Annotated in this window: 20 protein-coding genes; 6 read left to right on the top strand and 14 right to left on the bottom strand. The window is 45.6% G+C overall.

Features of this window, described 5'->3' with window-relative positions; all coding sequences use genetic code 11:
• Nucleotides 1-146 precede the first annotated feature (146 nt).
• The 7 genes from J3492_RS03045 to ilvA all read right to left on the bottom strand — a co-directional run bounded on the left by J3492_RS03045 (nt 147) and on the right by ilvA (nt 6,308).
• A complete protein-coding gene (locus tag J3492_RS03045; RefSeq protein ID WP_207989734.1) occupies nt 147-1,004 on the bottom strand; it encodes a sulfite exporter TauE/SafE family protein in 858 nt (285 codons plus the stop codon).
• Between the two features lie 63 nt (nt 1,005-1,067).
• Nucleotides 1,068-1,346 carry a cbb3-type cytochrome oxidase assembly protein CcoS gene (gene ccoS, locus J3492_RS03040; RefSeq protein ID WP_207989731.1) on the bottom strand — a complete coding sequence of 93 codons (279 nt, stop codon included), beginning with the start codon at nt 1,344-1,346 and terminating at the stop codon, nt 1,068-1,070.
• 93 nt (nt 1,347-1,439) lie between these two features.
• The gene (locus J3492_RS03035; protein ID WP_207989729.1) at nt 1,440-2,210 is read right to left on the bottom strand and encodes a YdcF family protein; all 771 of its coding nucleotides are present in this window, start codon (nt 2,208-2,210) and stop codon (nt 1,440-1,442) included.
• Nucleotides 2,200-3,297: a UDP-N-acetylmuramate dehydrogenase gene (gene murB / locus J3492_RS03030; protein ID WP_207989727.1), complete on the bottom strand. Its 1,098-nt coding sequence runs from the start codon at nt 3,295-3,297 to the stop codon at nt 2,200-2,202. Before murB ends, J3492_RS03035 begins: the two co-directional genes overlap by 11 nt.
• Nucleotides 3,298-3,467: 170 nt before the next feature.
• On the bottom strand, nt 3,468-3,965 hold the full coding sequence (locus tag J3492_RS03025) for a low molecular weight protein-tyrosine-phosphatase (protein WP_207989725.1): 498 nt from the start codon (nt 3,963-3,965) through the stop codon (nt 3,468-3,470).
• 273 nt (nt 3,966-4,238) lie between these two features.
• Entirely contained in the window at nt 4,239-4,679 is a 441-nt protein-coding gene (locus J3492_RS03020; protein WP_207989723.1) for an RNA-binding S4 domain-containing protein, read from the bottom strand.
• 75 nt (nt 4,680-4,754) lie between these two features.
• A complete protein-coding gene (ilvA, locus tag J3492_RS03015; RefSeq protein ID WP_207989720.1) occupies nt 4,755-6,308 on the bottom strand; it encodes a threonine ammonia-lyase, biosynthetic in 1,554 nt (517 codons plus the stop codon).
• A gap of 483 nt (nt 6,309-6,791) precedes the next feature.
• Between ilvA and rpiA the strand changes: the two genes are divergently transcribed.
• Nucleotides 6,792-7,451 carry a ribose-5-phosphate isomerase RpiA gene (gene rpiA / locus J3492_RS03010; protein WP_207989718.1) on the top strand — a complete coding sequence of 220 codons (660 nt, stop codon included), beginning with the start codon at nt 6,792-6,794 and terminating at the stop codon, nt 7,449-7,451.
• A gap of 321 nt (nt 7,452-7,772) precedes the next feature.
• Here rpiA and argF read toward each other — a convergent pair whose 3' ends face one another.
• The 3 genes from argF to dnaB form a co-directional block, all read right to left on the bottom strand.
• Nucleotides 7,773-8,696: an ornithine carbamoyltransferase gene (gene argF, locus J3492_RS03005; RefSeq protein ID WP_207989716.1), complete on the bottom strand. Its 924-nt coding sequence runs from the start codon at nt 8,694-8,696 to the stop codon at nt 7,773-7,775.
• A gap of 157 nt (nt 8,697-8,853) precedes the next feature.
• Complete coding sequence (gene alr, locus J3492_RS03000) at nt 8,854-9,960, bottom strand: alanine racemase (protein ID WP_207989714.1); 1,107 nt, start codon at nt 9,958-9,960, stop codon at nt 8,854-8,856.
• A 233-nt stretch (nt 9,961-10,193) separates the two neighbouring features.
• Nucleotides 10,194-11,597, bottom strand: a complete 1,404-nt coding sequence (dnaB, locus tag J3492_RS02995; protein WP_207989711.1) for a replicative DNA helicase — start codon at nt 11,595-11,597, stop codon at nt 10,194-10,196.
• Nucleotides 11,598-12,154: 557 nt separating this feature from the next.
• Here dnaB and pdxA point away from each other — a divergent pair.
• The 3 genes from pdxA to J3492_RS02980 all read left to right on the top strand — a co-directional run bounded on the left by pdxA (nt 12,155) and on the right by J3492_RS02980 (nt 15,168).
• A complete protein-coding gene (pdxA, locus tag J3492_RS02990; RefSeq protein ID WP_207989709.1) occupies nt 12,155-13,246 on the top strand; it encodes a 4-hydroxythreonine-4-phosphate dehydrogenase PdxA in 1,092 nt (363 codons plus the stop codon).
• Between the two features lie 141 nt (nt 13,247-13,387).
• On the top strand, nt 13,388-14,251 hold the full coding sequence (gene rsmA, locus J3492_RS02985) for a 16S rRNA (adenine(1518)-N(6)/adenine(1519)-N(6))-dimethyltransferase RsmA (RefSeq protein ID WP_207989707.1): 864 nt from the start codon (nt 13,388-13,390) through the stop codon (nt 14,249-14,251).
• Nucleotides 14,252-14,331: 80 nt separating this feature from the next.
• Complete coding sequence (locus tag J3492_RS02980; protein WP_207989704.1) at nt 14,332-15,168, top strand: symmetrical bis(5'-nucleosyl)-tetraphosphatase; 837 nt, start codon at nt 14,332-14,334, stop codon at nt 15,166-15,168.
• Between the two features lie 148 nt (nt 15,169-15,316).
• Here J3492_RS02980 and J3492_RS02975 read toward each other — a convergent pair whose 3' ends face one another.
• Entirely contained in the window at nt 15,317-16,192 is an 876-nt protein-coding gene (locus J3492_RS02975) for a LysR substrate-binding domain-containing protein (RefSeq protein WP_207989702.1), read from the bottom strand.
• A 122-nt stretch (nt 16,193-16,314) separates the two neighbouring features.
• On the opposite strand from J3492_RS02975, the gene J3492_RS02970 reads away from it, so the two are divergent.
• A complete protein-coding gene (locus tag J3492_RS02970) occupies nt 16,315-17,019 on the top strand; it encodes an SDR family oxidoreductase (RefSeq protein ID WP_207989700.1) in 705 nt (234 codons plus the stop codon).
• Nucleotides 17,020-17,033: 14 nt separating this feature from the next.
• Nucleotides 17,034-17,906 carry a DMT family transporter gene (locus J3492_RS02965; RefSeq protein WP_207989698.1) on the top strand — a complete coding sequence of 291 codons (873 nt, stop codon included), beginning with the start codon at nt 17,034-17,036 and terminating at the stop codon, nt 17,904-17,906.
• A gap of 196 nt (nt 17,907-18,102) precedes the next feature.
• Here J3492_RS02965 and J3492_RS02960 read toward each other — a convergent pair whose 3' ends face one another.
• The 3 genes from J3492_RS02960 to J3492_RS02950 all read right to left on the bottom strand — a co-directional run bounded on the left by J3492_RS02960 (nt 18,103) and on the right by J3492_RS02950 (nt 24,130).
• Nucleotides 18,103-20,568, bottom strand: coding sequence for a site-specific recombinase (locus tag J3492_RS02960; protein WP_207989696.1), 2,466 nt, complete (start codon nt 20,566-20,568; stop codon nt 18,103-18,105).
• Between the two features lie 188 nt (nt 20,569-20,756).
• Nucleotides 20,757-22,541, bottom strand: coding sequence for an acyl-CoA dehydrogenase C-terminal domain-containing protein (locus J3492_RS02955; protein WP_207989694.1), 1,785 nt, complete (start codon nt 22,539-22,541; stop codon nt 20,757-20,759).
• A 275-nt stretch (nt 22,542-22,816) separates the two neighbouring features.
• Nucleotides 22,817-24,130 carry an extracellular catalytic domain type 1 short-chain-length polyhydroxyalkanoate depolymerase gene (locus tag J3492_RS02950; protein WP_207989692.1) on the bottom strand — a complete coding sequence of 438 codons (1,314 nt, stop codon included), beginning with the start codon at nt 24,128-24,130 and terminating at the stop codon, nt 22,817-22,819.
• Nucleotides 24,131-24,153 lie beyond the last annotated feature (23 nt).

The raw sequence follows: 24,153 nt of genomic DNA, 5'->3' as shown, positions 1-24,153 counted from the left end.
ACATCAATTGTCATTGACTGTGTTCAGGCAGCGAGCACTAAAATCAATATCTTTATATGGTCGTGCTGCTACTGGTACTAATTTTTTGTGCGCTGTACTTCACTGACAAAGACAGCGTAAAACTCATGCCAGTAGCACAGAGCACATTATTGAGCATGCGCCATAGTTTCTGAGTGCTCGTCGGTACTATGCAGGCTGTCGTGTGGAGCATCAGTCATTGGGCTTGTGCCGTGATGACTTAAGTTGCCTGCGTCAGATACCATAACAGAAGGACTGCTGTGACTCATCTGTGTATGATCGCCATGTGCATCATGATCACCGTGACCGCCATGCATGGCCATCATAATCATAGGCACAAAAATCACTGCCATGCCTGAGAGTACCATCAGCACGCCATTTAACTGACGTAAGCGAAAACGTCCAATTTTTTCACGTAGCCAGCCTACTGTCTCATGCGTAGCCACCAGCATGGGTACCGTTCCTAAGCCAAAAACAAACATCAAGGCAGCACCGCCTAGAGGGTTGTGTGCTACCACCGCAATCAGTAGCGCACCATACACCAGTCCACATGGTAAGTAGCCCCATAACAGTCCGGCAGCCAATGCGCGTGGATAAGTATTGAGCGGGAATACTTTTTGGCGAATGGGGCTAAGATACTGCCAAAACCGCATGCCCACACGTTCAAGTTTATTTAAAAACGGCATACCTAGCATGGTCACGCCGACAAAGACCAGCACCAGACCAAGCAAGATACGTGGTGTGCTGTTTCCTTTCATCAATGGCTCTAAAACAGTGGTGCCAATCACCCCGGCAATTAAACCTAAGACAGAATAGCTGACTAAGCGGCCAAAGTGATAAGTAGCGATTAAACGCCTGCGTTTGGCAGGACTGACATCTTGCATAGATAAGCTAAATGCCGCAACTAAGCCACCGCACATGCCTAAGCAATGCGGCGAACCCAAAAATCCCATTAAAAATGCCGCAACCAATAGCGCTGTGGTCATAGAGAGTGTCTCCTAAAATATATACGACATACAAACTTATGATGTGATGATGTGTTGTGATCGTCAGGTTTTGTGATTGTCAGCGTCCGAGGCGTTGACGCTAGTGTCTGGGCTGACCTCTTCATGGTCGGTAGTGGCTAAAGTCTCAGAGGGTTCAGGAGCCTTGCGTGACTCATGAGCCTGTAATACTTGGCGCCGCTCCTGACGATCATCCAATATGATGCGCTGTGACGCATTGTCTAAGTCTTCAAACTGGTTGGATTTTACGGCATAACGCACCGCCCAAATAGCCACCACAAACAGCATCAGACTCAAAGGAATTAATAAAAAAATACTGAGCATGATACACCTCTTAAATAGCAATTACCTATATTATACATCGTTTGATGTCATAGGTTTTGCAAGTAAATGGTTACTTTGAGTGGCTGTTTTCATTTAATCAAACGTTTTTACTGCCTGACCTCTGGGTGTCGATAGTTGTTCAATGGTGACATCTTCAGCACGGCGACAATCTGATTGTGGACGTAAAACATCACGCAGATAAGCGGCTATTTCATAAACAGCACGCCTAGAGTGGCTCAGGTTTTGCGCCGGTTCCATCCAGTCACGTTTGACTGGTAAGGGGGCCGCCAGTGGGGTGGTGTTGATACCGTTTAAGGCCAGTTGTCTGCGTGATCGTGCCATATGGTAACTGTCCGTTATCAAGTAGACATGCTGTAAGGCGATGCGCTTGGTAATAAAGCGTGCGTTTTCACAGGTGTTCATACTGGCGTTTTCACTGATTGACTCTTCGATACCATGCTCAATCAGCCACTGATCCATCCAAGGCGCTTCAGCGCCACTGAGTACGATAGGCAGTGGCTGGTCGTGATAGGCTGTCGCAGCAGTACGCACACGGTTTAGACTATAGCCATTAAGAATGATTTGGTTGTTGTTGTCGTTGGTAAGGCCACCGCCTAGGACCACATAGGCAGTCGGCGGAGAGCTTGTCGCTGTCTGTGATGTCTGAGGTAGCGGTAGGTGCTGAAACATATAAACCACCACCTGAGAAAACAGTGGTGTAAACAAACTGACGATGGTTAAAATGACCATCGTTGAGCCCAATAAAAAGGTCAGATTGATAATACGAACCAATTTGATCAAGCGCTCAGCTGAGCGTAAGTAATGACGCCACAGCCGTTTGGCCCACGGTCGTTTAGGCCGCATACTCGTATCCAACCGTACCGTCAGTATTTACCCAAACAGGCTCACGGTACAGGGTAATGGCGAAGGTATCATAAATGCACTTGGCGATATGGTTTTGGGCCGTGATGACATCGGTTTGAGTCGCTTGATAAGGGGCGTGGTTGGTTAGTACCAACGCTTGCTTTTTGTGGGTAATAATCGGCTCTATGCCGCCACCCTTTAATCCAGCGTGTTCTATCAGCCAACCCGCAGCGACTTTGACCATTGAATCAGGCATCGGATAGCCAACAATATGAGGATAAGTCGCTTGTAATAATGAAAACTGATCGTGAGTAATGATGGGGTTTTGAAAAAAACTGCCACAGTTTGGCAGTTGCTTTGGGTCTGGTAGTTTTTGTTTACGGATATCAATGATGGCGTTCATTACATCGATTGGTGTTGGCTGGGTATGTCCATGCTGCTCTGCATAGGATTGAGCGACGGCCTGTACATCACCATAATCAGCAGATATGTGTGTTTGATTGGTATGCAATCTAAAACCAACACGGCTGATGAGCCAAGTATTAGGCGTCCGTTTAAAGAGGCTGTCTCGATAGCCAAACTGACAGTCTATGGTCGTTAGTTGGTGCCAGGTTTTGCTCGGGAGATGATACGCACGCACATAGCGCATAGAGTCCTCTAGTTGGACACCATAGGCTCCGATATTTTGTACCGGAGCTGCCCCTGTCAGACCTGGAATTAGCGCCAAATTCTCGAGCCCATACCAGCCTTTATTGACAGTATGTGTGACTAAGTCATGCCAGTTTTCACCTGCCATGACTTCGATGTCTACATAGTCTTCAGTTTGAGCGGTTATAGTGATACCACGCATCTGTGGCCGTAGTACTGTGGCCTGTAGCTGCTCGGGAAGTAAAACATTACTACCACCAGATAATACAAACAGCGGCTGACTGTCAGCAGTATTGGCCATAAAGTCGTCTAGCTGAGACTCATCGGTGAGCGTCACTACCGTATCAGCGACACAAGAGAGCGCCATAGTATTTGCGTGAGAAAGGTCAGCCAAAGATTGATAGCGAGTATCGTTGTCAAAGCACAGATTTGTAGTCATAAAGAAGGTCTATGTGGCAAATAGTTGAGCGTGGTTAGAGCCATGATGGGAGATTAAGTTCTAACACGCTCATTATTATAGGCTATACACAACATAAAATCAGATAAAACCGCTAGGCTTATGTGCATAATAAAGTAAAGCCTGAGTATAAGAGGCAGCGATTGACACGACTACATGGCATTCCAGCTCTCAATCCAACCTTGGACACTCGATTCGATACGTTCGATCACTTCTTCAAAGTCGTCATTATCGCCTTGATAGGGATCAGGAACATCATCGCCACTATAATTAGGATCTTCTTCGCTAAACAATGCCAGTCTAGCCAGCTTATTGTCCGTATTTGGTAGGCTGTCTTTGATCGCTTGCAAATCAGCTAGGTTTTGCGCATCCATGGCTAAGATGAGATCAAAATTATAAAAATCTTCTGCACTGACTTGCCGCGCCACTAGCTTGCTCAGGTTATAGCCCTGACTTTTGGCATGGCGCTGCGAGCGAGGGTCAGGAGCTTTACCGATATGCCAATCGCTGGTACCGGCTGAGTCTATCTTTATTGACAGCCCTGCGACAGCCGCTTGCTGACGAAATATCTCTTCTGCTGTGGGTGATCTACAAATATTGCCCAGACAAACCAACAGTACTGACGAAGGTGTAGACGCTTTAATTTGCATAATATGACCCTTTATGAAAATTTACATTTAACAATAAAAAAACATGCTATAAAAACCAGCAGTTATAATGCGGCTCACTAGCATGTGGTTGGTTGGATAAAATTAGAATAAATAGATAAATGCTATAAGCGTATCAGGCATATAGCATTAAAGGTTTAGCGTAACGTTTAATGGTGTAAATAACAAGGGATGCATTTAAATGTTGGGGCTCATCACGCAGTCAGTAGTCATTAGGTTTTAAATGCTCAAAAACGTAGCGATGCTAACTGTGTTTTACCCTTGCTTGTTTTTAAAGCGCTGTAAGTCACGGCGCTGTTTCTTATTGGGTCTATGATCAGGACGAGCAAGATTAGCAAGCTTACGCTGTTCAGCATAGTAAGCGCGGCGCTCGATGCTCTCCTGAGTCTCTGAGTAGAGATGCTGGGCAGCAGTGGCATTGCCACGTTGGGCAGATAAAGCCTCAACGATAACGGTTTTTTCGGTCATCGCTGTCGCAGAGCCTTGACGGATATCGAGCTCATCGCCCACGGCAATCTCTTTGCTGGTCTTTACCCGGCTACCTGCATAGTGCACTCTGCCACTTTCGATCGCTTCTTTGGCTAGGGTGCGAGTACGATAAAACCGTGCCGCCCACAACCATTTGTCCAGACGCATACGTACAGTATCTGGCTGACTATGACTGGGCTGATTGTGGTTTTTGTTTACCTTTTTCATCAAAACCTCATAGGTATCAATTATATAAGATAGTAATGGCGGTTTTTTTGTAAATTAAAAGGTTGCAGCGCCTGCTTATTTTAAAAACAGCTGATAACCAATATTGTCATTGAGCATCGTACAATCATAACCAATATCCAGCAGGGCATCTTGCAATTGACGTGAGTTTTGCTCAGAAGCTTGTAACCCCACCAGTACTCGGCCTTCTGCAGCACCGTGGTTGCGATAGTGGAATAATGTGATATTAAAATCATCACCCAGCTTTTCTAAGAAACTCAGTAGGGCACCTGGACGCTCAGGGAAAACCACTTTTAGTAATTGCTCATTTTCCACATGAGCGTGGCCACCAATCAAATGACGGATATGTGATTTTGCAATATCATCATCAGTTAAGTCATAAGCCGTATAGCCATCTTTGGCCAGCTGATCACTGATGGTTTGACGCTCTTTATCGCCTTCTTTGAGTCCGATACCTACAAATATCGAAGCAGGCTCCATCGAATCAGGTGACAGTTGATTGTCTGCTCGATAGTTAAATTCAGTGATATTACGGCCTTGTAGGCTGCGGCAAAAGTCTAAAAATGCACCTGTTTGCTCTGGAATAGTCACGGCAAAGATGGCTTCTTTTTTCTCACCAATCTCGGTACGTTCAGTGATATAACGCAGACGATCAAAGTTCATGTTGGCACCGCAGACAATACCGACGCAGTTTTTGCCTTGTAAATTATTGGCGTGAATATACTTTTTCATACCAGCAATAGATAGCGCACCAGCAGGCTCAACAATACTACGGTTTTCTTCAAAGACATCTTTTATGGCCGCGCAGACCTCATCGTTGGTACAAGTTACCACCTCAGGTTCGATGATAGTACCCGAGCCATCGCTCTTTTGCGTTTGAAGAACCTCAAATGGCAGCGCACCAATTTGAGCAACGGCAACCCCATCGACAAACAACCCAACTTGCTCAAGTTTGACACGTGTGCCTGTTTCCATAGCGGCCTTTAAGGAAGCGGCTTGTTCAGCTTCTACAGCAATGACTTTGACATGTGGCGCCACTTCTCCCAAAAACGCCGCCACACCTGATATCAAACCGCCACCACCGACAGCGACAAACACATAATCCATGTTGCGCCACTGCTGAGTCAGCTCAAGACCAATCGTGCCTTGGCCTGCAATGACCAGCTCGTCGTCATAAGGAGGGATAAACGTCAAGCCTTCACGTTCAGCACGCTCGATGGCATAGCGGTTGGCTTCATCGAAGCTATCACCATGCAGATCGACATTGCCCCCCAGCGCTCTGACAGCATTGACCTTGATGTCTGGTGTGGTGGTAGGCATGACGATAATATTATTAAGGTCAAGCTTGCGAGCTGAGTAGGCGACGCCTTGCGCATGATTACCGGCTGAGGCGCAGATGACCCCACGAGATTTTTGTTCATCGGACAGTTGACTGATGCGGTTATAAGCGCCACGCAATTTAAAAGACTTGACGGGTTGTAGATCCTCACGTTTTAGACGAATGTCGTTAGCAAAACGTTGGGTCAACTTGGGGGCCGCTTCAAGTGGCGTCTGAATGGCAACGTCGTAGACAGTGGCTTGTAAGATGGCTCGTACCCAACGTGATAGCATAATAATTCCTAAATAGGCAGTAAGTGGAGATAAAAATGAAATAGATTAGCCTATGCTGATTTTGCTTATCTTGCAAGGCTCAATTGCAAATTTTACAGTGGTTTTTATAACAGAGCATGAATCCCGGTTGAATTCATAGAAAACACTCTAGATAAAGTCAGATGTCTTTTTGTCAAAATACAGCGCTGACACCATGAGGGCCATCGGTTATAATAGCGGCGCATTAATAGCAGGTATGGCCGCTATAAGTGGTCATACATAGACCTTAATATTCAGCATGCTCTAGGGCGTGTCCTCAATTCAATCGAAGGATACCTAAATGGGCTAAAAATGGCTAAACCTTGCCAAACATCGTTAAATAGCTAGGTAATATCCCGATATTATCTGCGCTATTTTCCTTGTTTGACGGCAATTTATCTCATTTTTATCTTCATTTTTAAAATGAGGACACGCCTTAATATTTTACGTTGCCAAGGATTTATAATGAGTGATCAGCAAACACAAAAGAAATCTGCTGCCAAAGCAGCCCTACAGTACATCGAAGATGGCATGATACTGGGCGTAGGGACGGGTAGCACGGTGAACTGTTTGATTGAGCTGTTACCAACCGTCAAGCTAGCAGGTGCGGTTGCCAGCTCGCAAGTCACTGAAGATAGACTAAAAGCACTTGGGATTGATGTGGTTGATTTAAACTTTGCTGGCACGCTTGATGTCTATATTGATGGCGCAGATGAAGTCAATGAACACCTACAATTGATCAAAGGTGGTGGTGGAGCGCTTACTCGAGAAAAAATCGTCGCTGCCGCTTCCAAAAAGTTTATTTGTATGGTGGACAATAGCAAACGTGTCGATATATTGGGCCGAAATTTTCCAGTACCAATTGAAGTGTTGCCACAAGCACGTTCTTACGTGGCAAGGCAACTTGCGGAAATGGGTGCAGAGCCAGTATATCGTGAAGGTTTTGTCACTGATTATGGCAATGTCATTTTAGATGTCTATGACTTGGATGTGAGTAATCCTATCGCATTAGAAAAAGAGCTCAACAATATCGTTGGGGTGGTGTGCAATGGTATTTTTGCAGCCAACCAAGCTGATGTGCTGCTAAAAGCTGGCGATAATGGCGTTGAGACAATCATGCGTTAGAGTAATTATTATTAAACCATTCGCAGACTTTCAGGTGCGCTGGGCGCACCCTACAAAAGCTGGGTTTGATATAATCTTAAATCTTGAGCATATAAAAAGGCAGATTACTTAGGGCGTGTCTTCATTTTAAAAATGGTCATAAAAATGAGATAAATTGCTGTCAGACAAGGAAAATAACGCAGATAATATCGGGATATTAACCAGTTATTTGACGCAGTATGACAAAATTTAGCCATTTTTAGCCCATTTAGATATCATCATTTGAATTGAAGACACGCCCTATACATGTAATCTGCCTTTCTGTATAACAGCGATAGCTTATTAAGCAGGCAGTTTGATCTTATCTTTTAGCAAAAACTCCATCAGTGCTTTTTGTGCATGCAAGCGGTTTTCGGCTTCATCCCAGACGACAGAGCGTGGATCATCAAGCATATCGTGCGAAATCTCCTCACCACGGTGCGCTGGCAAGCAGTGCATAAACAGCACATCTGGATCTGCTTTGTCGAGTAAAGATGGCGTGACTTGATAAGGGGCAAACCGGCGAGCACGGGTATTTTGCTCAGACTCTTGTCCCATACTTGCCCAGACGTCAGTGACAATCAGGTTAGAATCCTTTGCCGCATCCTGTACGTTTTCGACCAAACTCACGCAGTGAGAGAAGCGCTCCATCAGTTTTGGGTCAGGCTCAAAGCCATAAGGCGCTGCCACACGCAGCTCAAAACCGAATTGATTTGCTGCCTGCATAAAAGACGCACACATGTTATTGCCATCACCGACCCAGGTGACGATTTTATTCTCGATACTGCCTCGGTGCTCGTGATAGGTTTGCATATCAGCAAGCAGCTGACAGGGGTGAAAATCATCGGTTAAAGCGTTGATAATAGGCACGCTAGAGTATTCTGCAAAGGTTTCGACTTTTTCATGACCAAAGGTACGAATCATGATGATATCAACCATACTAGAGATGACACGAGCGGAGTCTTCTAATGGTTCGCCACGTCCAAGCTGAGTATCATTAGGTGACAAAAATATCGCACTGCCCCCAAACTGTCCCATGCCGGTTTCAAATGAGATACGAGTACGGGTCGATGATTTCTCAAAAATCATGCCAAGCGTACGTCCAACAAAAGGTTGATAGATCTCGCCTGCATGTTGCATTTTACGCAGCTCGCTTGCGCGTTTAATAAGGTTTTGTAATTCTTGTTTGGTTAAATCAGATAGGGTTAAAAAGTGGCGCAAACTCATAGCAATCCTAGCAGTCGATCACGGTCAATGAAACGTTATCCGCCGTCAATGGCTCATTAGTGATAAACAGCTACTAAGCCATGGCGACAACAAACTTTTAGTATAGCGTAATTACCTTTAATGTAAACGCCAAATTTTCTAAAATAGTTTAAGTGTTTTAACCAAGTTTGCGTGTGGGGCGTTGGCTGAGCCTGCATAATAGCTCATAACCAATCGTACCGGCATGAGAGGCCACTTCGTCGACAGTAGGCGAGCTGCCCCAAAGCACGACTGTACTATCAAGGGCAACATCTACTGGCACCGCGCTCAAATCAATGACGATCATATCCATCGCAACCCGCCCTCGGACTGGGCAGGCATGGCTGCTGTGGTTTGTTGTATCGATGACGCAGACATAAGCATCATCACTGATGACACGAGGGTAGCCGTCGCCATAACCAATACTTACCAGCGCCGTCTTGGTGTCTTGTTGAGCGATCCAGCGGCTACCATAACCAATGCCTTCACCGGCCTTGACCGTCTGTATGGCCATAATCTGTGCGCAAAACTCCATCGCAGGCTGTAGGTTTAAGTCCTCAGCTGACTGATCAATGATAGGAGAGCTGCCATAAAGCATGATGCCTGGGCGCACCCAATCATTATGATGCTCTGGGAAGTTGACGAGGCCAGCCGAGTTACACAACGAACCCTGAATATCGGGACTGACATGACTCTGCAAATGATTGAGCATGTCTGAAAACCGCTGTATCTGTATCGCATTTAAAGGGTGGCTGCGATCATCGGCATTGGCAAAGTGTGTTGTGAGAATGAGCTGGTAACCAGCATCATGTAAACGCTGCGCCGCTTTTACAATCGCATTGTCGTCAAAACCTAAACGATTCATACCAGTATTGTATTTTAGCCAAACCACACCTGCAGCACTGTCGGTAGGCGGCAGAAGTCTTAGGGCCCAGTCTAGTTGTGGCGCATGATGAATCACACAGCTGATATCGTGTGTAATGGCGGTTTGCCATTCATCAGCACTAAATGCGCCTTCGACTAAACCGATGGTTTTATGCCAGCCAAGCTGTCTTGCTTCTAAAGCTTCATCAATAGTGGCCACCCCAATCCCGTCTGCTTGCTGCAAAGCCGGCAGCACCATCGCCACGCCATGGCCATAAGCGTTGGCTTTTACCATAGCGAGTACTTTAGCGTTTGGGGCCCGTTGTTTGGCTTGAGTGAGGTTATGGGTTAAAGCTTCTGGTTTGATGGTAATCGTACGCATAATGGGGTTCTGTGTTGGCAAGGTTGTTGTAATAAAACAAATGGTTAGCAAATGGTTAGGGTAAAGAGGTGGCGCTCATTCACTTTAACAGTACCACAGGACTGGGCTGCTTTTTTAAGTTGTGATTATGCAGTCCTCGTTGGCACAGCAGGCCAGTAAAACTTATACCGGTTTCACTGTGTCTGTTTTATATTGGACTGACTTTATGTCTTACTGATTATACCAAGCTTTGCTTATTCATCATTTTCAAAACTGACATTTTGATAGTATTCAGGGGTTAGGTTGATAAAGCGAGTAAACTGCCCTTCAAAGCCCAAACGCACCGTCCCAATAGGGCCGTTACGCTGTTTACCAATAATGATTTCAGCCACGCCTTTTAGGTCTGAGTTTTCATTATAGACCTCATCACGGTAGATGAACATAATCAAGTCAGCGTCCTGCTCAATCGCTCCTGACTCACGTAAGTCTGACATGATGGGGCGCTTGTTAGGGCGGTTTTCTAGACTGCGGTTGAGCTGTGATAGAGCGATAACAGGGCATTCAAGCTCACGTGCCAATGCTTTTAAGCTGCGGGAAATCTCAGAAATCTCGCCCACACGGTTGCCGTCGAGACTAGGAACCTTCATCAGCTGCAAATAGTCGACAACGATAGCACCCAGCTTGCCATCATGGTTTTTGGCGATGCGGCGACAGCGTGAGCGTAGCTCAGACGGTGGCAATGCCGTACTGTCATCAATATATAAGTGCTTAGATTGTAGGTGCTGAATGGCATTCATCATTTTTGCCCACTCATCTTCGTTCATTTGTCCTGAACGTAAGTGGGTTTGGTTGATGGCGCCCCAAGATGACAGCAAACGCATGACGATAGACTCTGCGGGCATTTCCATCGAAAACACCACCACAGGCAAATCTTCATTAAATAAAACGCCTTCAGCCAAGTTCATGGCAAAGGTGGTTTTACCCATAGAAGGGCGGGCAGCGACGATGATTAAGTCGCCGGCTTGCAGGCCTTGGGTTTTATTGTTGAGTTCAACGAATGGCGTCTGCAAGCCAATCATACCATCAGGATTGGATTTAAGCTCCTGAATCTGATCAATGACATTGGTCAATACCGAGGTAATCCCCACAGGACCACGCTGCTCGGCACGTTTATTATGCTGCTCATTGATGCTGAATATTTTGCCCTCAACGTTATCCAAGATATCGCTGACTGTCTGGTCCTTAGGGTTGTATGCCAAGCTCAGCATATCATTGCCAGTGGTAATAAGCTGGCGCAGGGTAGACAGCTCTCGAACCCGCTGAGCATAAGCGGTCAAGTTAAAGAGTGTCGCAGGGCTTTGGCTTAAAATGTCTGCCAAGTAACTGTCACCCCCTGCAGATTTAAGGAGCTTTTGTGCCTCCAGCCAATCATGTACCATAACAGTGTCGTAAGGCTCATTGACCGCTGCTAAGTGCGCAATGGCATCAAAAATATGCTGATGACGTCCAGCGTAAAAGTCATCTTTGGTAACGATGTCAGCAATCTTGTCATAGGCTTCTTCGATACTCATCAAAGAAGCCAGGAGTGCCTTTTCAATATCAATATTATGAGGCGGCTGCTGATTGAGTATGTCTTCGGTTGTGCTTGATTCTGCCATGAGTGCTTAGATTTTCCAAAAGTCGGTATAGGGTATGTCAACATTGATACGAGCGGTTGCTCATAAGACGTGCGAACGCTAGGGCGTGTCCTCAATTCAATCGATAGCCATCTAAATGGGCTAAAAATGGCTAAATCTGGCCAAACGGTGTCAAATAGCTGACTAATATCTCGATATTATCTGCGCTACTTTCCTTGTTTGACGGCGATTAATCTCATTTTTATCGCCATTTTTAAAATGAGGACAGGCCCTAGTAAAGCGGTCTTTTAAACGGGCTGCGGCTCACACGGTCTAAATCGCAGCGACAAAAAAGCCCCATTAAGATATCAGTTGCTGCTGCAATCGGATGCGAAAGTGTAGCACATTCCGGCATTTTTTTAGTGACAATCATCAGCGCATCAGTCACGCTGTCTGTATTATCTGTGTACAGATCAGCAGGGCTTCAAGTGCTATCTACTATTGAGATGTTATACTTAACCACACTGTCTCTTATAAAAAACATAATAATATCTGATGTTTAATCAGATTCTAAGACTAAAATAAGGAAGTTAGTTAAAATGAAACAACAACCCTTGTTAATCACCACAGGTGAGCCTGCTGGTATCGGTATGGATGTGGTGCTACTACTGGCAGCAGAAGACAAACTGCAAGACTTCGCTCGGCCTATCTGGGTGCTTGCTGAGCATGAGGCCATGTCGGCACGAGCCGATGAGCTTGTTGCTGCTGGTGTGCTAAAAAACCGTCCTACTTGGCAAACCATAGCGGCGCCTATGGATATTGACGAGTTTGCTCGGCAAATGACAGATCAAACGACTGCTGATAAAAAGGTTGATAATGAAAACGGCAATTCTCCTGATGCCTTTACTTTGCTCGAGGTAAATTGCGGTGCGCCTGTGGTCGCAGGTCGTATTGATATCAACAATGCCATCATGGTGGCCAGGCAGTTAGAGATTGCACATCAGCTGGCGGTTAGAGGTATCGTCGCCGCTATCGTCACAGGGCCATTACAAAAGTCAGCGCTCATCGATGCCAATATTAAGCTGCTCGATGGCACCATGTTTAGTGGTCATACCGAGTTTTTTATGCAAAAAAGCGGCTGCGATAAAGTAGTGATGATGCTGGCCAATCAAGCCATGAAAGTCGCCTTGGTCACGACCCACGTGCCCCTAAAAGAAGTGCCTAATGTGGTGACTAAAGATAATGTGCGACAGACGGTGCAGATTGTCCTTGATGAGATGCGAGAAAAATTTGGTATAGAACAACCACGGATATTGGTCTGTGGCCTGAACCCGCATGCTGGTGAAGGGGGGCACTTGGGCGTAGAGGAGATTGAGATTATCAATCCAGTCTTGCATGAGTTTATCGCTAAAGGTGTGAATATTTCTGAAGCGATGCCAGCCGATACCTTGTTTACTTCCCAGCATCTAAAAAACTGTGATGCCGTCATCGCCATGTATCATGACCAAGGTCTGCCTGTGCTCAAGTCACACGGCTTTGGTGATACGGTCAATTTAACTCTAGGGTTGCCTTATATTCGTACCTCAGTTGATCATGGTACGGCGCTAGACTTGGCTGGTAAGGGCGGAGCGAGTGCGAGTAGCTTGTATCAAGCGCTGGTCATGGCAAATGAGATGGCAGATAAGGCGTAAGTTTAGACGTAAATAGGCGCTAGGTTTTTATCAATATGACCTAATGTGATAATACAGCCAAACACCAGCTATGGTATAATCTGGCACGCCTTAGCACGTCGCTTTGACTGTATTTAATTTTTCATTGATTAAGAATATTTTATGTCCACAAACTCGTTTGATGCCCAAAAACTGGCTGCCAGCTTGCGAACTGCCAAGCACCAACCGCGAAAACGCTTTGGTCAAAACTTTTTGCATGACAGCAGTGTGATTCGCCAGATTGTCGATAGTATTCATCTTAATCGAGATGACAATCTGTTGGAGATCGGACCTGGTATGGGTGCCCTGACTGAGCCGCTATTGGCAGAAGTTGATGCCATGACAGTCGTCGAGCTGGATCGTGATTTGGCAGACAGCCTACGCATTCGTATCGGTGCAAACAGTCATCCCAACTTTACCATTGTCAAAGACAATGCCATGAATGTCGACTATCGTGAGTTTTATAGCAGCGATCGTGGCAAGCTACGAGTGGTGGGAAACCTGCCTTATAATATCTCAACACCCATACTTTTTCATTTACTGAGCTTCGCTGATGTCATTCAAGACATGCATTTTATGCTACAAAAAGAAGTGGTCGAACGCATTACTGCTGATGTCGGGAGTAAAACCTATGGCCGTCTATCAGTAATTATGCAGTATCACTGTGAGACTGACTATCTACTGACAGTGCCTCGTGGTGCCTTTAATCCACCGCCAAAAGTCACCAGTGCTGTGTTTCGACTGACGCCGCATGTCAATAAACCTATCGTGGCAGAAGATGAAGATTACTTTGCTATCGTGGTGCGTGAGACCTTTAATCATAGACGCAAAACACTGCGTGCTATTTTTAAGCAATCAGGACTGTTGCCAACTTTGAGCGAAGAAGATTTTGCTGCGTGCGGTATCGATCCGCAGGCACGTCCTGAGACGCTCAGTGTCAGTGACTTTGTGGCACTAAGCAATCAGTCTAAGCGTGTCGAGGTTTAGGTTTTGCTTACTTTCTGTGAATAACAGTCATAGCAATTAATAGATTTTGAATAGATTATTTAAGTAAAGATTGAGGGTTTATGAGTTTTCGCCACCAATATGTCATCGGTGACTTGCAAGGGTGTTATGCTGCGTATCAAAAGCTTCTTAAGACCATAGACTTCGATCCCAAGCAAGATAAATTATGGTTTGCTGGGGACTTAGTCGCTCGTGGTGAAGATTCGTTAAGTACGTTACGCCATGTCAAAGCGTTATGTGAGCAGGGCGCTGCCGCAACTGTGCTTGGTAATCATGATTTGAACTTGTTGGCCGTATGGCGCGGCGCCGCTAAGATTAAGAAAAAAGACAAGACGGCGGCTATCTTTGCTGCTGATGATGGCGAGGCCCTCCTACAGTGGTTACGCCAGCAGCCGATTTTAGCTTATCCTGATGAGCACACGGTATTGGTGCATGCGGGCATACCGCCGCACTGGAGCATTGACGAGGCCGAACAGTATGCCCGTCAGTTGGAGGCTCAGCTACAAGGCAGCTTAAAACAGCTTGATAAACTGCTACCGAATCTATACAGCAAGACTGCTGATCACTGGCATGACGATATTGACGGTTTCACTAAACTGCGGGCAATATCTAACTATTTCACCCGCATGCGCTTATGTAAAGAGGATGGCACGCTTGAGTTTAGCTTTACTTCAAGTCTAGATGAACATATGCCAGAGGGATTTTTGCCTTGGTTTGCTTGGCAGGTACCACGCTCACGCAAGATATTATTTGGTCATTGGGCAGCTCTAAGAGGTCAAGTGGACCTACCAAATGCAAAGGCGCTAGATGGTGGCTGTGTTTGGGGCAATGCTTTATTAGCATACCGTCTAAGCGATGGTAAAGTGATTAGCTCAAGTGCGCATTGTCCAAACTCATAATGATGTTTATAGCTGACCTTGATATATAAGGCTAGATAAATGGACTGTTTTAAGTAGTTCTGTTATAGCAATCTATCTTGAGTGGTCTATTAATTGATTTTTAGAGGTTTTTAGGTGGTTCTTTTAGGTTATAGTCATTACAGACTAATCAACCAATAGCTAAGTTTTCAATAAACCACTCCCATACCGCATCGACAGCAGGTCGTGATACCGATGTGCGTTTACGAATAAGGTAGTAATCAGGCTCAACGGTTAACTCTAATTCACTGACTTGTAGCAAACGCCCCGCAGACAAATCTGCTTTTACAAACGCCTGACAAGCAATCGCAATCCCTTGTCCTGCTAAAGCCGCATCTAACGCCAGCGCAGTTTGGTTAAATACGGCGCCTGGCAGCTTATCTGTCGTGTTAAGAAAACGTGGCCAATGGTTATGTGAATCATGTAGCAGTGGCATCTCTTTTAATTGTTCAAGCGACATAGGAAGCGTGATGTCAGCGACAAAATAAGGATTGGCCACGGCGACCAGTTTTTGTTTGAACAATAACTGCGTATCAAAAGAGGAAGAAAATGGTGGACGGGTGAGCCGTACCGCTATATCTACCTGATCACGGTCGAAATCTGCAATAGATTCAGTAGCGACAGTACGTAAGTCAACGTCAGGAACCGCAGTTGTTAGCGCCGAAAGATTGGGCAGTAACAGCTTAGTAGCAAATGTCGGTGTCACGCTAATGGTTACTGTTTTAGGTTCTTTGAGTACTTGAGTGGTGGCCTTTTTTAAAATATCAAACGCCCGTGTGACTTCTGCAAAGTAGATTGCGCCTTGAGCCGTCAGAGCTACACCCTTTGGCAGCCTTTGAAACAGCGCAAATCCCATGTGTTCTTCTAAGGCACGCACCTGCTGAGCGACAGCTCCTTGGGTCACAAAAAGCTCATCGGCAGCCGCACGAAAATTCAAATGACGCCCTGCTGCTTCAAATGCACGTAAGGCATTTAAAGAGGGTAAAGTGCGATAAGCGCTTGTCATAGTCATTCCTTAGACAATATATTTGACGATAGATTTTCTACAGTCTAACACCTTTTAATATCATGCGAGATATCTACAGCCATTAGTTATGATAGATAAGTCAATCACTAATGGAGAAAATCATGACTATAGAAAAAGTTGCGCTTATTATGGCAGGTGGCTCAGGTATGGGTGCAGCGGCAGCGCGTAAGCTTGCTCAAGATGGCTATAAGGTCGCAATCTTATCGTCCTCAGGCAGAGGGGAAGCCTTAGCAAAAGAGCTGGGCGGCGTTGGTGTCACCGGTTCTAACTTAGTCGATGCTGATGTACAGCGCTTAGTTGACCTAGCAATGGAGAAATGGGGCCGTATCGATGCGCTGGTAAACTCTGCCGGTCACGGTCCACGTGCGCCTATTTTAGAGATTACCGATGACGATTGGCATCAAGGGATGGAGGTTTATTTTCTCAGTGCGGTGCGTCCGATCCGCCTTGTGACACCAATTATGGTGGCACAAGGCGGCGGCGCTATTGTCAATATTTCCACGACTTGGGTATCAGAGCCGACAGCCACCTTCCCAACCTCGACAGCGTTTCGAGCCAGTCTTGGTGCTTTTACTAAGATTTTCTCTGATGACTATGCGTCACAAGGTGTTCGCATTAATAATATCTTACCTGGCTGGATTGATAGCTTACCGGAGGTTGATGAGCGCCGTGAGAATGTTCCGATGGAACGTTATGGTAAAGCTGAGGAAGTTGCTGCAACGATTGCCTTTTTATTATCAGAAGCGGCTGGATATATTACGGGTCAGAGTATACGCGTTGATGGCGGTGTGACGCACTCTGTCTGATAAAGGCCAATACTATGTTTAGAGCCTATACAGCGCTAGTATTACTTGGTGTGATTTGGGGGTCTAACTTTATTTTTATGAAGTGGGCCACCGCTGTGATAACGCCTTCTCAAACTGTCTTTCTGCGAGTGTTGTTTGGGTTTATACCTTTAGCGTTAATCGCATGGCGTCATAAAGTCATTACTCGGAAGCAGCTTGCGTATTTGCCGCATTTTATCGTCATGTCTGTGCTTGCAACCTCCTTCTACTATTATGGGTTTATTGCTGGTACTGCATTGTTACCTAGTAGTATTGCAGGGTTATTGAGTGGTTCGATACCGATATTTACTTTTTTAGGAGCGGCGCTTTTTTTGCCAGATGAGAGACCTACCAAACAGATGGCGCTAGGGGTTGCCTTAGGGCTTGCAGGTATTGCATTGAGTACGCGTCCATGGCAAGGCGGCATGAGTATATCCCTTATAGGCGTTTTATGGATGCTCGCGGGTTCTTTGAGCGTTGGGGCATCATTCGTGTATGCGCGGCGTTTTTTATCGCATCTAAAACTATCCCCATTGGCATTAGCCACATGGCAGATTGGACTTGCGGTGATGACGCTTGCCGTGCTCATTGATTTTGATGGTATTACTCATATAGCGACAGATGCCCAAGCACTGTGGGGAACCGTGCTAGGATTGGGTATATTAGGTACGGGTGCTGCTTTCTTAATTTACTACTTTATCATCGAGACGCTAGGTTCTGTACGTGCCGCTGGTGCGACGTATATTGCGCCTATTGTTGCTGTAGTTATTGGTGCGATTATAGGAGAGGCGATCACTTATGTAGAGATTATCGCCTTACTACTTATTTTGGGTGGCGTGTTACTCATTCAGACAGGCAGGAAGAAATAGAATGAGCCAGCGTGATTTTGCAATATTGGATACACTCAGAGGCATACTGATTTAATCTAAAAACTTATGTTACTTTCTTAAGTCATGTAGCCTAGAGCTTAACGCTCAACTCCTTAATAGGATACCGAAATTACTGAGTGAGGTAGGAGTTGTGAAGATACCTTAATTGGGCTCAATAGACCCTAAAATGGCCGTATTAACTCGGCAGATTAGGCGGTTTTTTTGGTTTTGGTAGTGGTGTTTTGGCATCTCCTGTACGCTTGGTGTCAGGCTGTCGATCGTCATTGCTGTGGCTGTCGTTGCCAATGGCACCAAGTGTTTTGGTCATCTTGTCATATTGGATATCATCCGTGTACGGCATGCTATCGGGCGTTTCATTTACCAATGTGTCATTGGTCAGTTCGTCCTTTATCGAAGCCTCATCCAGCGCTGCCACTTTAGTAGGAGGCGCTTGAGTTTGTTCATGCTGTCCTTTGGGCTGATTGTCATAATATATGTCAGTGGCAGTTTCAATGTTTTGTGCATGGGACTGCTTAGACTCAGGCAGTATTTTTACATCAGACAAGCGTCGTACTACGTAATTACTAGGTAAAATCTTGTTTTTCTTCGCTGACGTATCGTCAAATATCATATGGCCTTGACTGTCAATACGTGAGTATTTCATCGGTTTGTCACGTGGCCAAAAGAAGTCGGAGGGGTGACTAACAATATGACCGAAGACCAGCTTGGTAAGGCGACCCCACTCAAAGAAGCGCACGTCTTTGGAGCGTAAGGCGACGATTAGAGCCAGTGAAAAGCTCACCATGAGGTTGACGAGACCGATGAGCACAACGCCAAGAATAGACACCAAGATTAAGTGCCAGCTCATCTGTGATGCTGATAGGTTAAAGAGTCCGTGTGCTAGGTTGGCTGAAGCAAAGGCAATATGGCGTATATCGATAGGTAAGCCAAATAAAAACCCTATGGTGGCGGTACTTCCTAAAAAAACCCCAAATAAGAAGTTACCCATGATAGCGCCAAGATTGGCCTCTACAAAACGACTTAAGCGTTGGAGCCATGACCTAGGCATCATATATCGCAGTAATCGATGGCGATAAATACGAGCGCCAATTTTATTGTATACCGCCAAATTATCGTAATAGCCAGCGATGAGGCCAGATAAGAATAAATAGACGCCAGCAATGGCAGCGTGAGGGAGTGCTAAAGAGTAAAAAGGGTCAAGGTCATGCAGGAGGCTTTCGGCCATGGTGCTGTCGATCATGGGTGCGCCTGTGTACTGCATCCAAGCAAAAGAGATGAGCAGGGCGACTGGCACGGCCAGCATGACGTTACCCATGATGGCGATGAACTGAGTACGCAGGATATCGACTACCAGCTCCGATAGCTTGGTCAGTTGATGTGATTTCTTGCCAGAGCCATCTGATATGGTGGAGGCGATAGCAGCGGCAGTCATCGCTGGCTGTTTGGTTGCGACGGTACCGTGCACGATGTGGATAAACACAAAGCCTAAACCATAAATCATACTGTTCACAAATGCCCGTCCCATCGGAGCAAGCGCTAAGTGGTAAGCCAGTATTTTTAGCGTTGCCATAAAGGCAATTAAGAATCCGCCAATCGAAGCTTTTTTGAACATTTTTTGATAGCCAGCTCTATCAGTGCTGATATAGTGCTCACCGACACGGCTGGCATTTTCAGTGACTTTTCGTGACAGTAGCTTGGTATTATTATCTATCAAATAACCAATACTATAACGACGATTAGCCGTTGTAATAATGGTTTGAATCAGCTCTATGATGGCTTTATCCCGATTAGGGCTTTTGTCAGCGACCAAATCCGTCAAGATACGCATACGCTGTAAGCTTTGATCGAGACGCAGCATCATGTTGGTCAGACGAATCGAGATACCGGTCTTATAGATACGCTTACGTACTGTAGCGACGATATCGTCACACTGCTCTAGCATGACTAATAGAGGTGCTGGATCGACAGCGTGCTCTGGCGTAATGTCCGTTAAGGTATCAAGCTCATGGGCTTGCCGATATTGGTTGACAAATAATACTGCCTCTTGGTTTTGAGCGACAAAAGAAGCAGAGTAGTTGAGTATCTGTGGGTAGGCTTCCATCAGGTCTGGGTGCAGACCAATCCCGCTGATACGATAAGACAAAATCACAATCGCATTCAAAATATTGTTTTTAGCACTCGCTACCAGATGCAGGTGTTCTTCTTGTACTTTTAGCAAATTGACCAGCGTATCCCATTTATCTTTTTCGACATTTGCCAGCCACCGCTCATCTTGCGGCTTGTCAAATAGGTAGCCGACCAACTCGACCACAGAGTCATCTTGCGGTAGTAAGGGCAAAAACCTGTGACCCACCAGCCGACGTAAGCTACTAAAAAATCCCTCGTCCGACATAATGCCAGTATCGGTATAAAGGGCGATTTGGCGATATTGAATGATGAGCTTTAAGACAAAGCTGGCGAGGCCATCGCCATATTCTGGATGCTGGCGTATGATGTCAATCAACGCTTGAATCTTTTGATTGGCAAGGGCAGGCTGCTTTTCTGTCGCTCGCAGCTCATATATTAAGCGCTTGAGCACCGCTGGATCTGGCACATCAGCTAAGGCAGTGATTTGCTGTAAAATGCGTTTTATATCTGACACATTGTACCCTTTGTTATTAGTACTCTAACGGACGGTTATAAGAGTTTTACAGGCTTATTCTAATCATAACCACGCATGGATAGTTAATTATTTTGTTAGCAGTTATTGTGAGCGTCATTTTGGCAAAAAAAAGGACAGTATAGAACTGTCCTTTTGCTTAAACGTATACAGCGTTAATTTATCACTTATTAGCTGGCAGGCACATCAAAGTAATCAAGATCAAAGTTCATCATCGGATCGCTACCCGCTTTAACCATCTGAGCATGCGCATCAATACGTGGCAAGATACGGCCAACGAAATAATCAGCGAGCTTGGCTTTGTTGGTATAAAATTCACCTTCTTTACCGTTAGCGGCCTCTACCATCAACGCAAACATGTATGAGTAGGCGAGGTAGCCAAAGGCATGCATATAGTCCACAGCACAGCCGTTGATTTCGCTCTTGCGCTCACCGATGTTGTTTAATACAGTGGTGGTAAGCTCTTCAATGGTATCAGCAGCATCTAGCGTGGCTTGTTTGATACCGTGCTCTGCTTGCATATTATTGACAAAATCACGAATCTCACCCAAGAAATGAGTGACATATTTGCCGTTATTACGTGCCACTTTACGACCCAATAAGTCAAGCGCTTGAATACCGTTGGTACCTTCATAAATCTGGGCGATACGAGTATCACGAACGATCTGCTCCATACCCCATTCACGGATATAGCCATGACCGCCAAACACTTGCTGGCAATCAATGGTCGCTTCTAGCGCTTTATCCGTTAAGAACGCTTTGGCCACTGGCGTTAGCAGCGCAACACGAGCGGCTGCCGCTTGTGCCGCTTCAGGATCGGTACTAAACTTCTCTTCATCAAGGTTTTTGGCAACATACATGGCAAAACAACGAGAGGCTTCAGTATTGGCTTTTGCGTTCAATAGCATACGGCGCACATCAGCATGATGGATGATAGCGTCAGCGGGCTTTTCTGGGCTTTGAATCTGAGTGTCGCTACGCCCTTGACCACGCTCATTGGCATACAGTGCTGCATTTTGATAAGCAAGCTCAGAGCCACCAAGCCCTTGCAGACCCATGGTGACACGCTCATAGTTCATCATGATGAACATTGAAGATAAGCCAGTGTTTTCAGCGCCAACCATCCAACCTTTGGCACTGTCAAAGTTCATCACACAAGTCGCAGAGGCTTTGATACCCATTTTGTGCTCGATAGAGCCGACTGCCAAGGTATTGCGCTCGCCTAAGCTACCATCTTCATTGACCAAGAACTTTGGTACCACAAACAGCGAGATGCCTTTTGAGCCTTCTGGCGCATTTGGCGTTTTGGCAAGTACCAAATGAATGATATTGTCAGTAAGGTCGTGCTCACCGCCAGTGATAAAGATTTTGGTACCAGAGATATCGTAGCTGCCATCGTCATTAGGTATGGCTTTGGTTTTGATAATACCTAAGTCGGTACCAGCATGAGGTTCAGTTAAGCACATGGTGCCTGACCATTCACCTGAATACATTTTTTCTAGATAGGTTTGTTTTTGCTCTTCAGAGGCAGCAGCGTTTAAGCAGATGGTTGCACCAACGGTAAGGTTGGGGTAGAGAGCAAAAGATTGGTTGGTAGTGAAGACCATTTCTTCGGCCAACATGGTCACCATCTTAGGAAAGCCCTGACCGCCGTACTCTGGGTCGCCACTTAGGCCAACCCAACCTGACTCAGCATACTGTTTATAGGCGTCTTTATAGCCTGTCGGCGTCGTGACGACACCATCCCCTTCAAAGGTTGCTCCTTCCTCATCACCTGTGCGATTGATAGGCAATAAAATATTTTTTGACAGCTTCGCCATTTCTTCCAAAATCATATCGACCGTTTCTATGTCGACATGGGACAAGCTTTCGTTATTTTGCCAAAACTCAGGCGCTTTAAACACATCATTAAGGATAAAACGCATATCAGTGAGCGGGGCATTATAGACAGACATAAACATTCCTTTGAGTTTACTGTAAAAAAACTAACTTATTTTTAATGAGACGGTATTTTTGTAAATGACTCACGAAGTTTAGCAAATTAGTGAATAATCTTGTGTATCTCTTAGTGAATCATGCGTACACCAAAAGTTAACCCAAATACTTGCAGGTTTATATTAGCACTTTTGTCTGACAAGTACGGCATCAAGAGGGATATAGTTTTGATAGAAGCATTTGTTACTTTTAAACAATAATACTATTGGTTTATCCCATCGGGTTTGTCTTTTACTTAACCAGTCGTCTGTTCATGCTGCAAAAAAAACCGCATCATCTCTTTCGAAGCGTCAGGTCCTTTAGGGTCTGTATATGACCCAGCACTGCTACCACCTGCCCAGTTATGCCCAGCACCATGAATCTTCCAATACTCTAATTGATTCAGGCCCTTATCGTCAATGACTTTCAGCTGAGTAATACGATAACTTTTTTTAGAGCCAATCTCATGTTGCTGACGGTCTAATGTCATCTTTTGTGCTTGTAATCGCAGCTTGGCTTGCTCAACAATCTGCTCCCCATTACGGATATTTACCGTTTGATCTTGATCGCCATGAAACACAATCATAGGCACAAACTTTTGGTTCGGCGCCAGATTTGGAGAGGAGGTGCTGCCTTTGCGCATGGTCATCAATGCAGAGGGTAGGTTGGTCGCACTACGATAAGCCAGACCCGAATGAACGCCAATAGCAGCATACAATTCTGGATAAGTCTCAGCCATAATCACCGCCATGGCAGCGCCAGCAGATAGCCCTGCAATGTACACCCGTGATGGGTCTACTGCATAGCCTTTGATAATGGATTGAGTCAGCTCTGCAAGCCATGCAGGCTCGCCTTGGCCTTGCTGTTGGTCAGTGGGTTTGAACCAATTCCAGCAGCGATTGGGATTGGCAGACACTGGCTGCGCCGGGTAGACAATCAGACATTGATACTGTTCTGCCAGCTCGTTCATGCCTGTGCCCACTGCAAAATCTTCTGGGGATTGGGTGCAGCCGTGTAGCATGACTATCAAAGGCACGTGTAAGCCTTGTTCTACCGCTTGTGTATAGCTTGCGGGGATATATAGTCGGTAGTCATGACTGCCTTGAGAGGACTTAAACGTGCCTTGCAAAAACTGTGCATTCTCAGGAATAGTCGGCTCGATATGCGTATTAAGTCCAGCACTCATGCCATTTATATCTATCATCGATGGCAAGTCTATCTTAAAATTCTTAATCTTATCAGTAAGACTTTGTATGCTATCAGGCAGCTTGTTGGGTGATTGATTAGCACGCTCTTCAGGGGTAGTCCTATTTTCTGTTTTTGTAGACTTTGCTTTTTCTGTAGGCTTTGATTTTTTTGTGGTTGCGCTATCTTGTAGCGTGGGTCTATCAGGCGTGACATCTTTCATCGTGTTGGCATTACTGGTGTTGTCAGGAGTAGTGCTGTCTGATACGTTGCCGCTTAAGTTGTTTTGAATAAGGGTAGTGGCCTCTTTTAGCCGGCCTGATTTCATCAGTTCCATCGCTTCTTTAAGGTGCGGTGGTGTGATGTTAAATTTTGAAAAATCCATGGGTGTTTTCCGTTATATGTCTA

It is taken from the genome of Psychrobacter coccoides, from assembly GCF_017498085.1.
In the GTDB taxonomy this organism is placed as follows: Bacteria; Pseudomonadota; Gammaproteobacteria; order Pseudomonadales; family Moraxellaceae; genus Psychrobacter; species Psychrobacter coccoides.
Note: the sequence above shows the minus strand (reverse complement) of the source record. Positions and strands in the feature narration are given on the sequence as shown.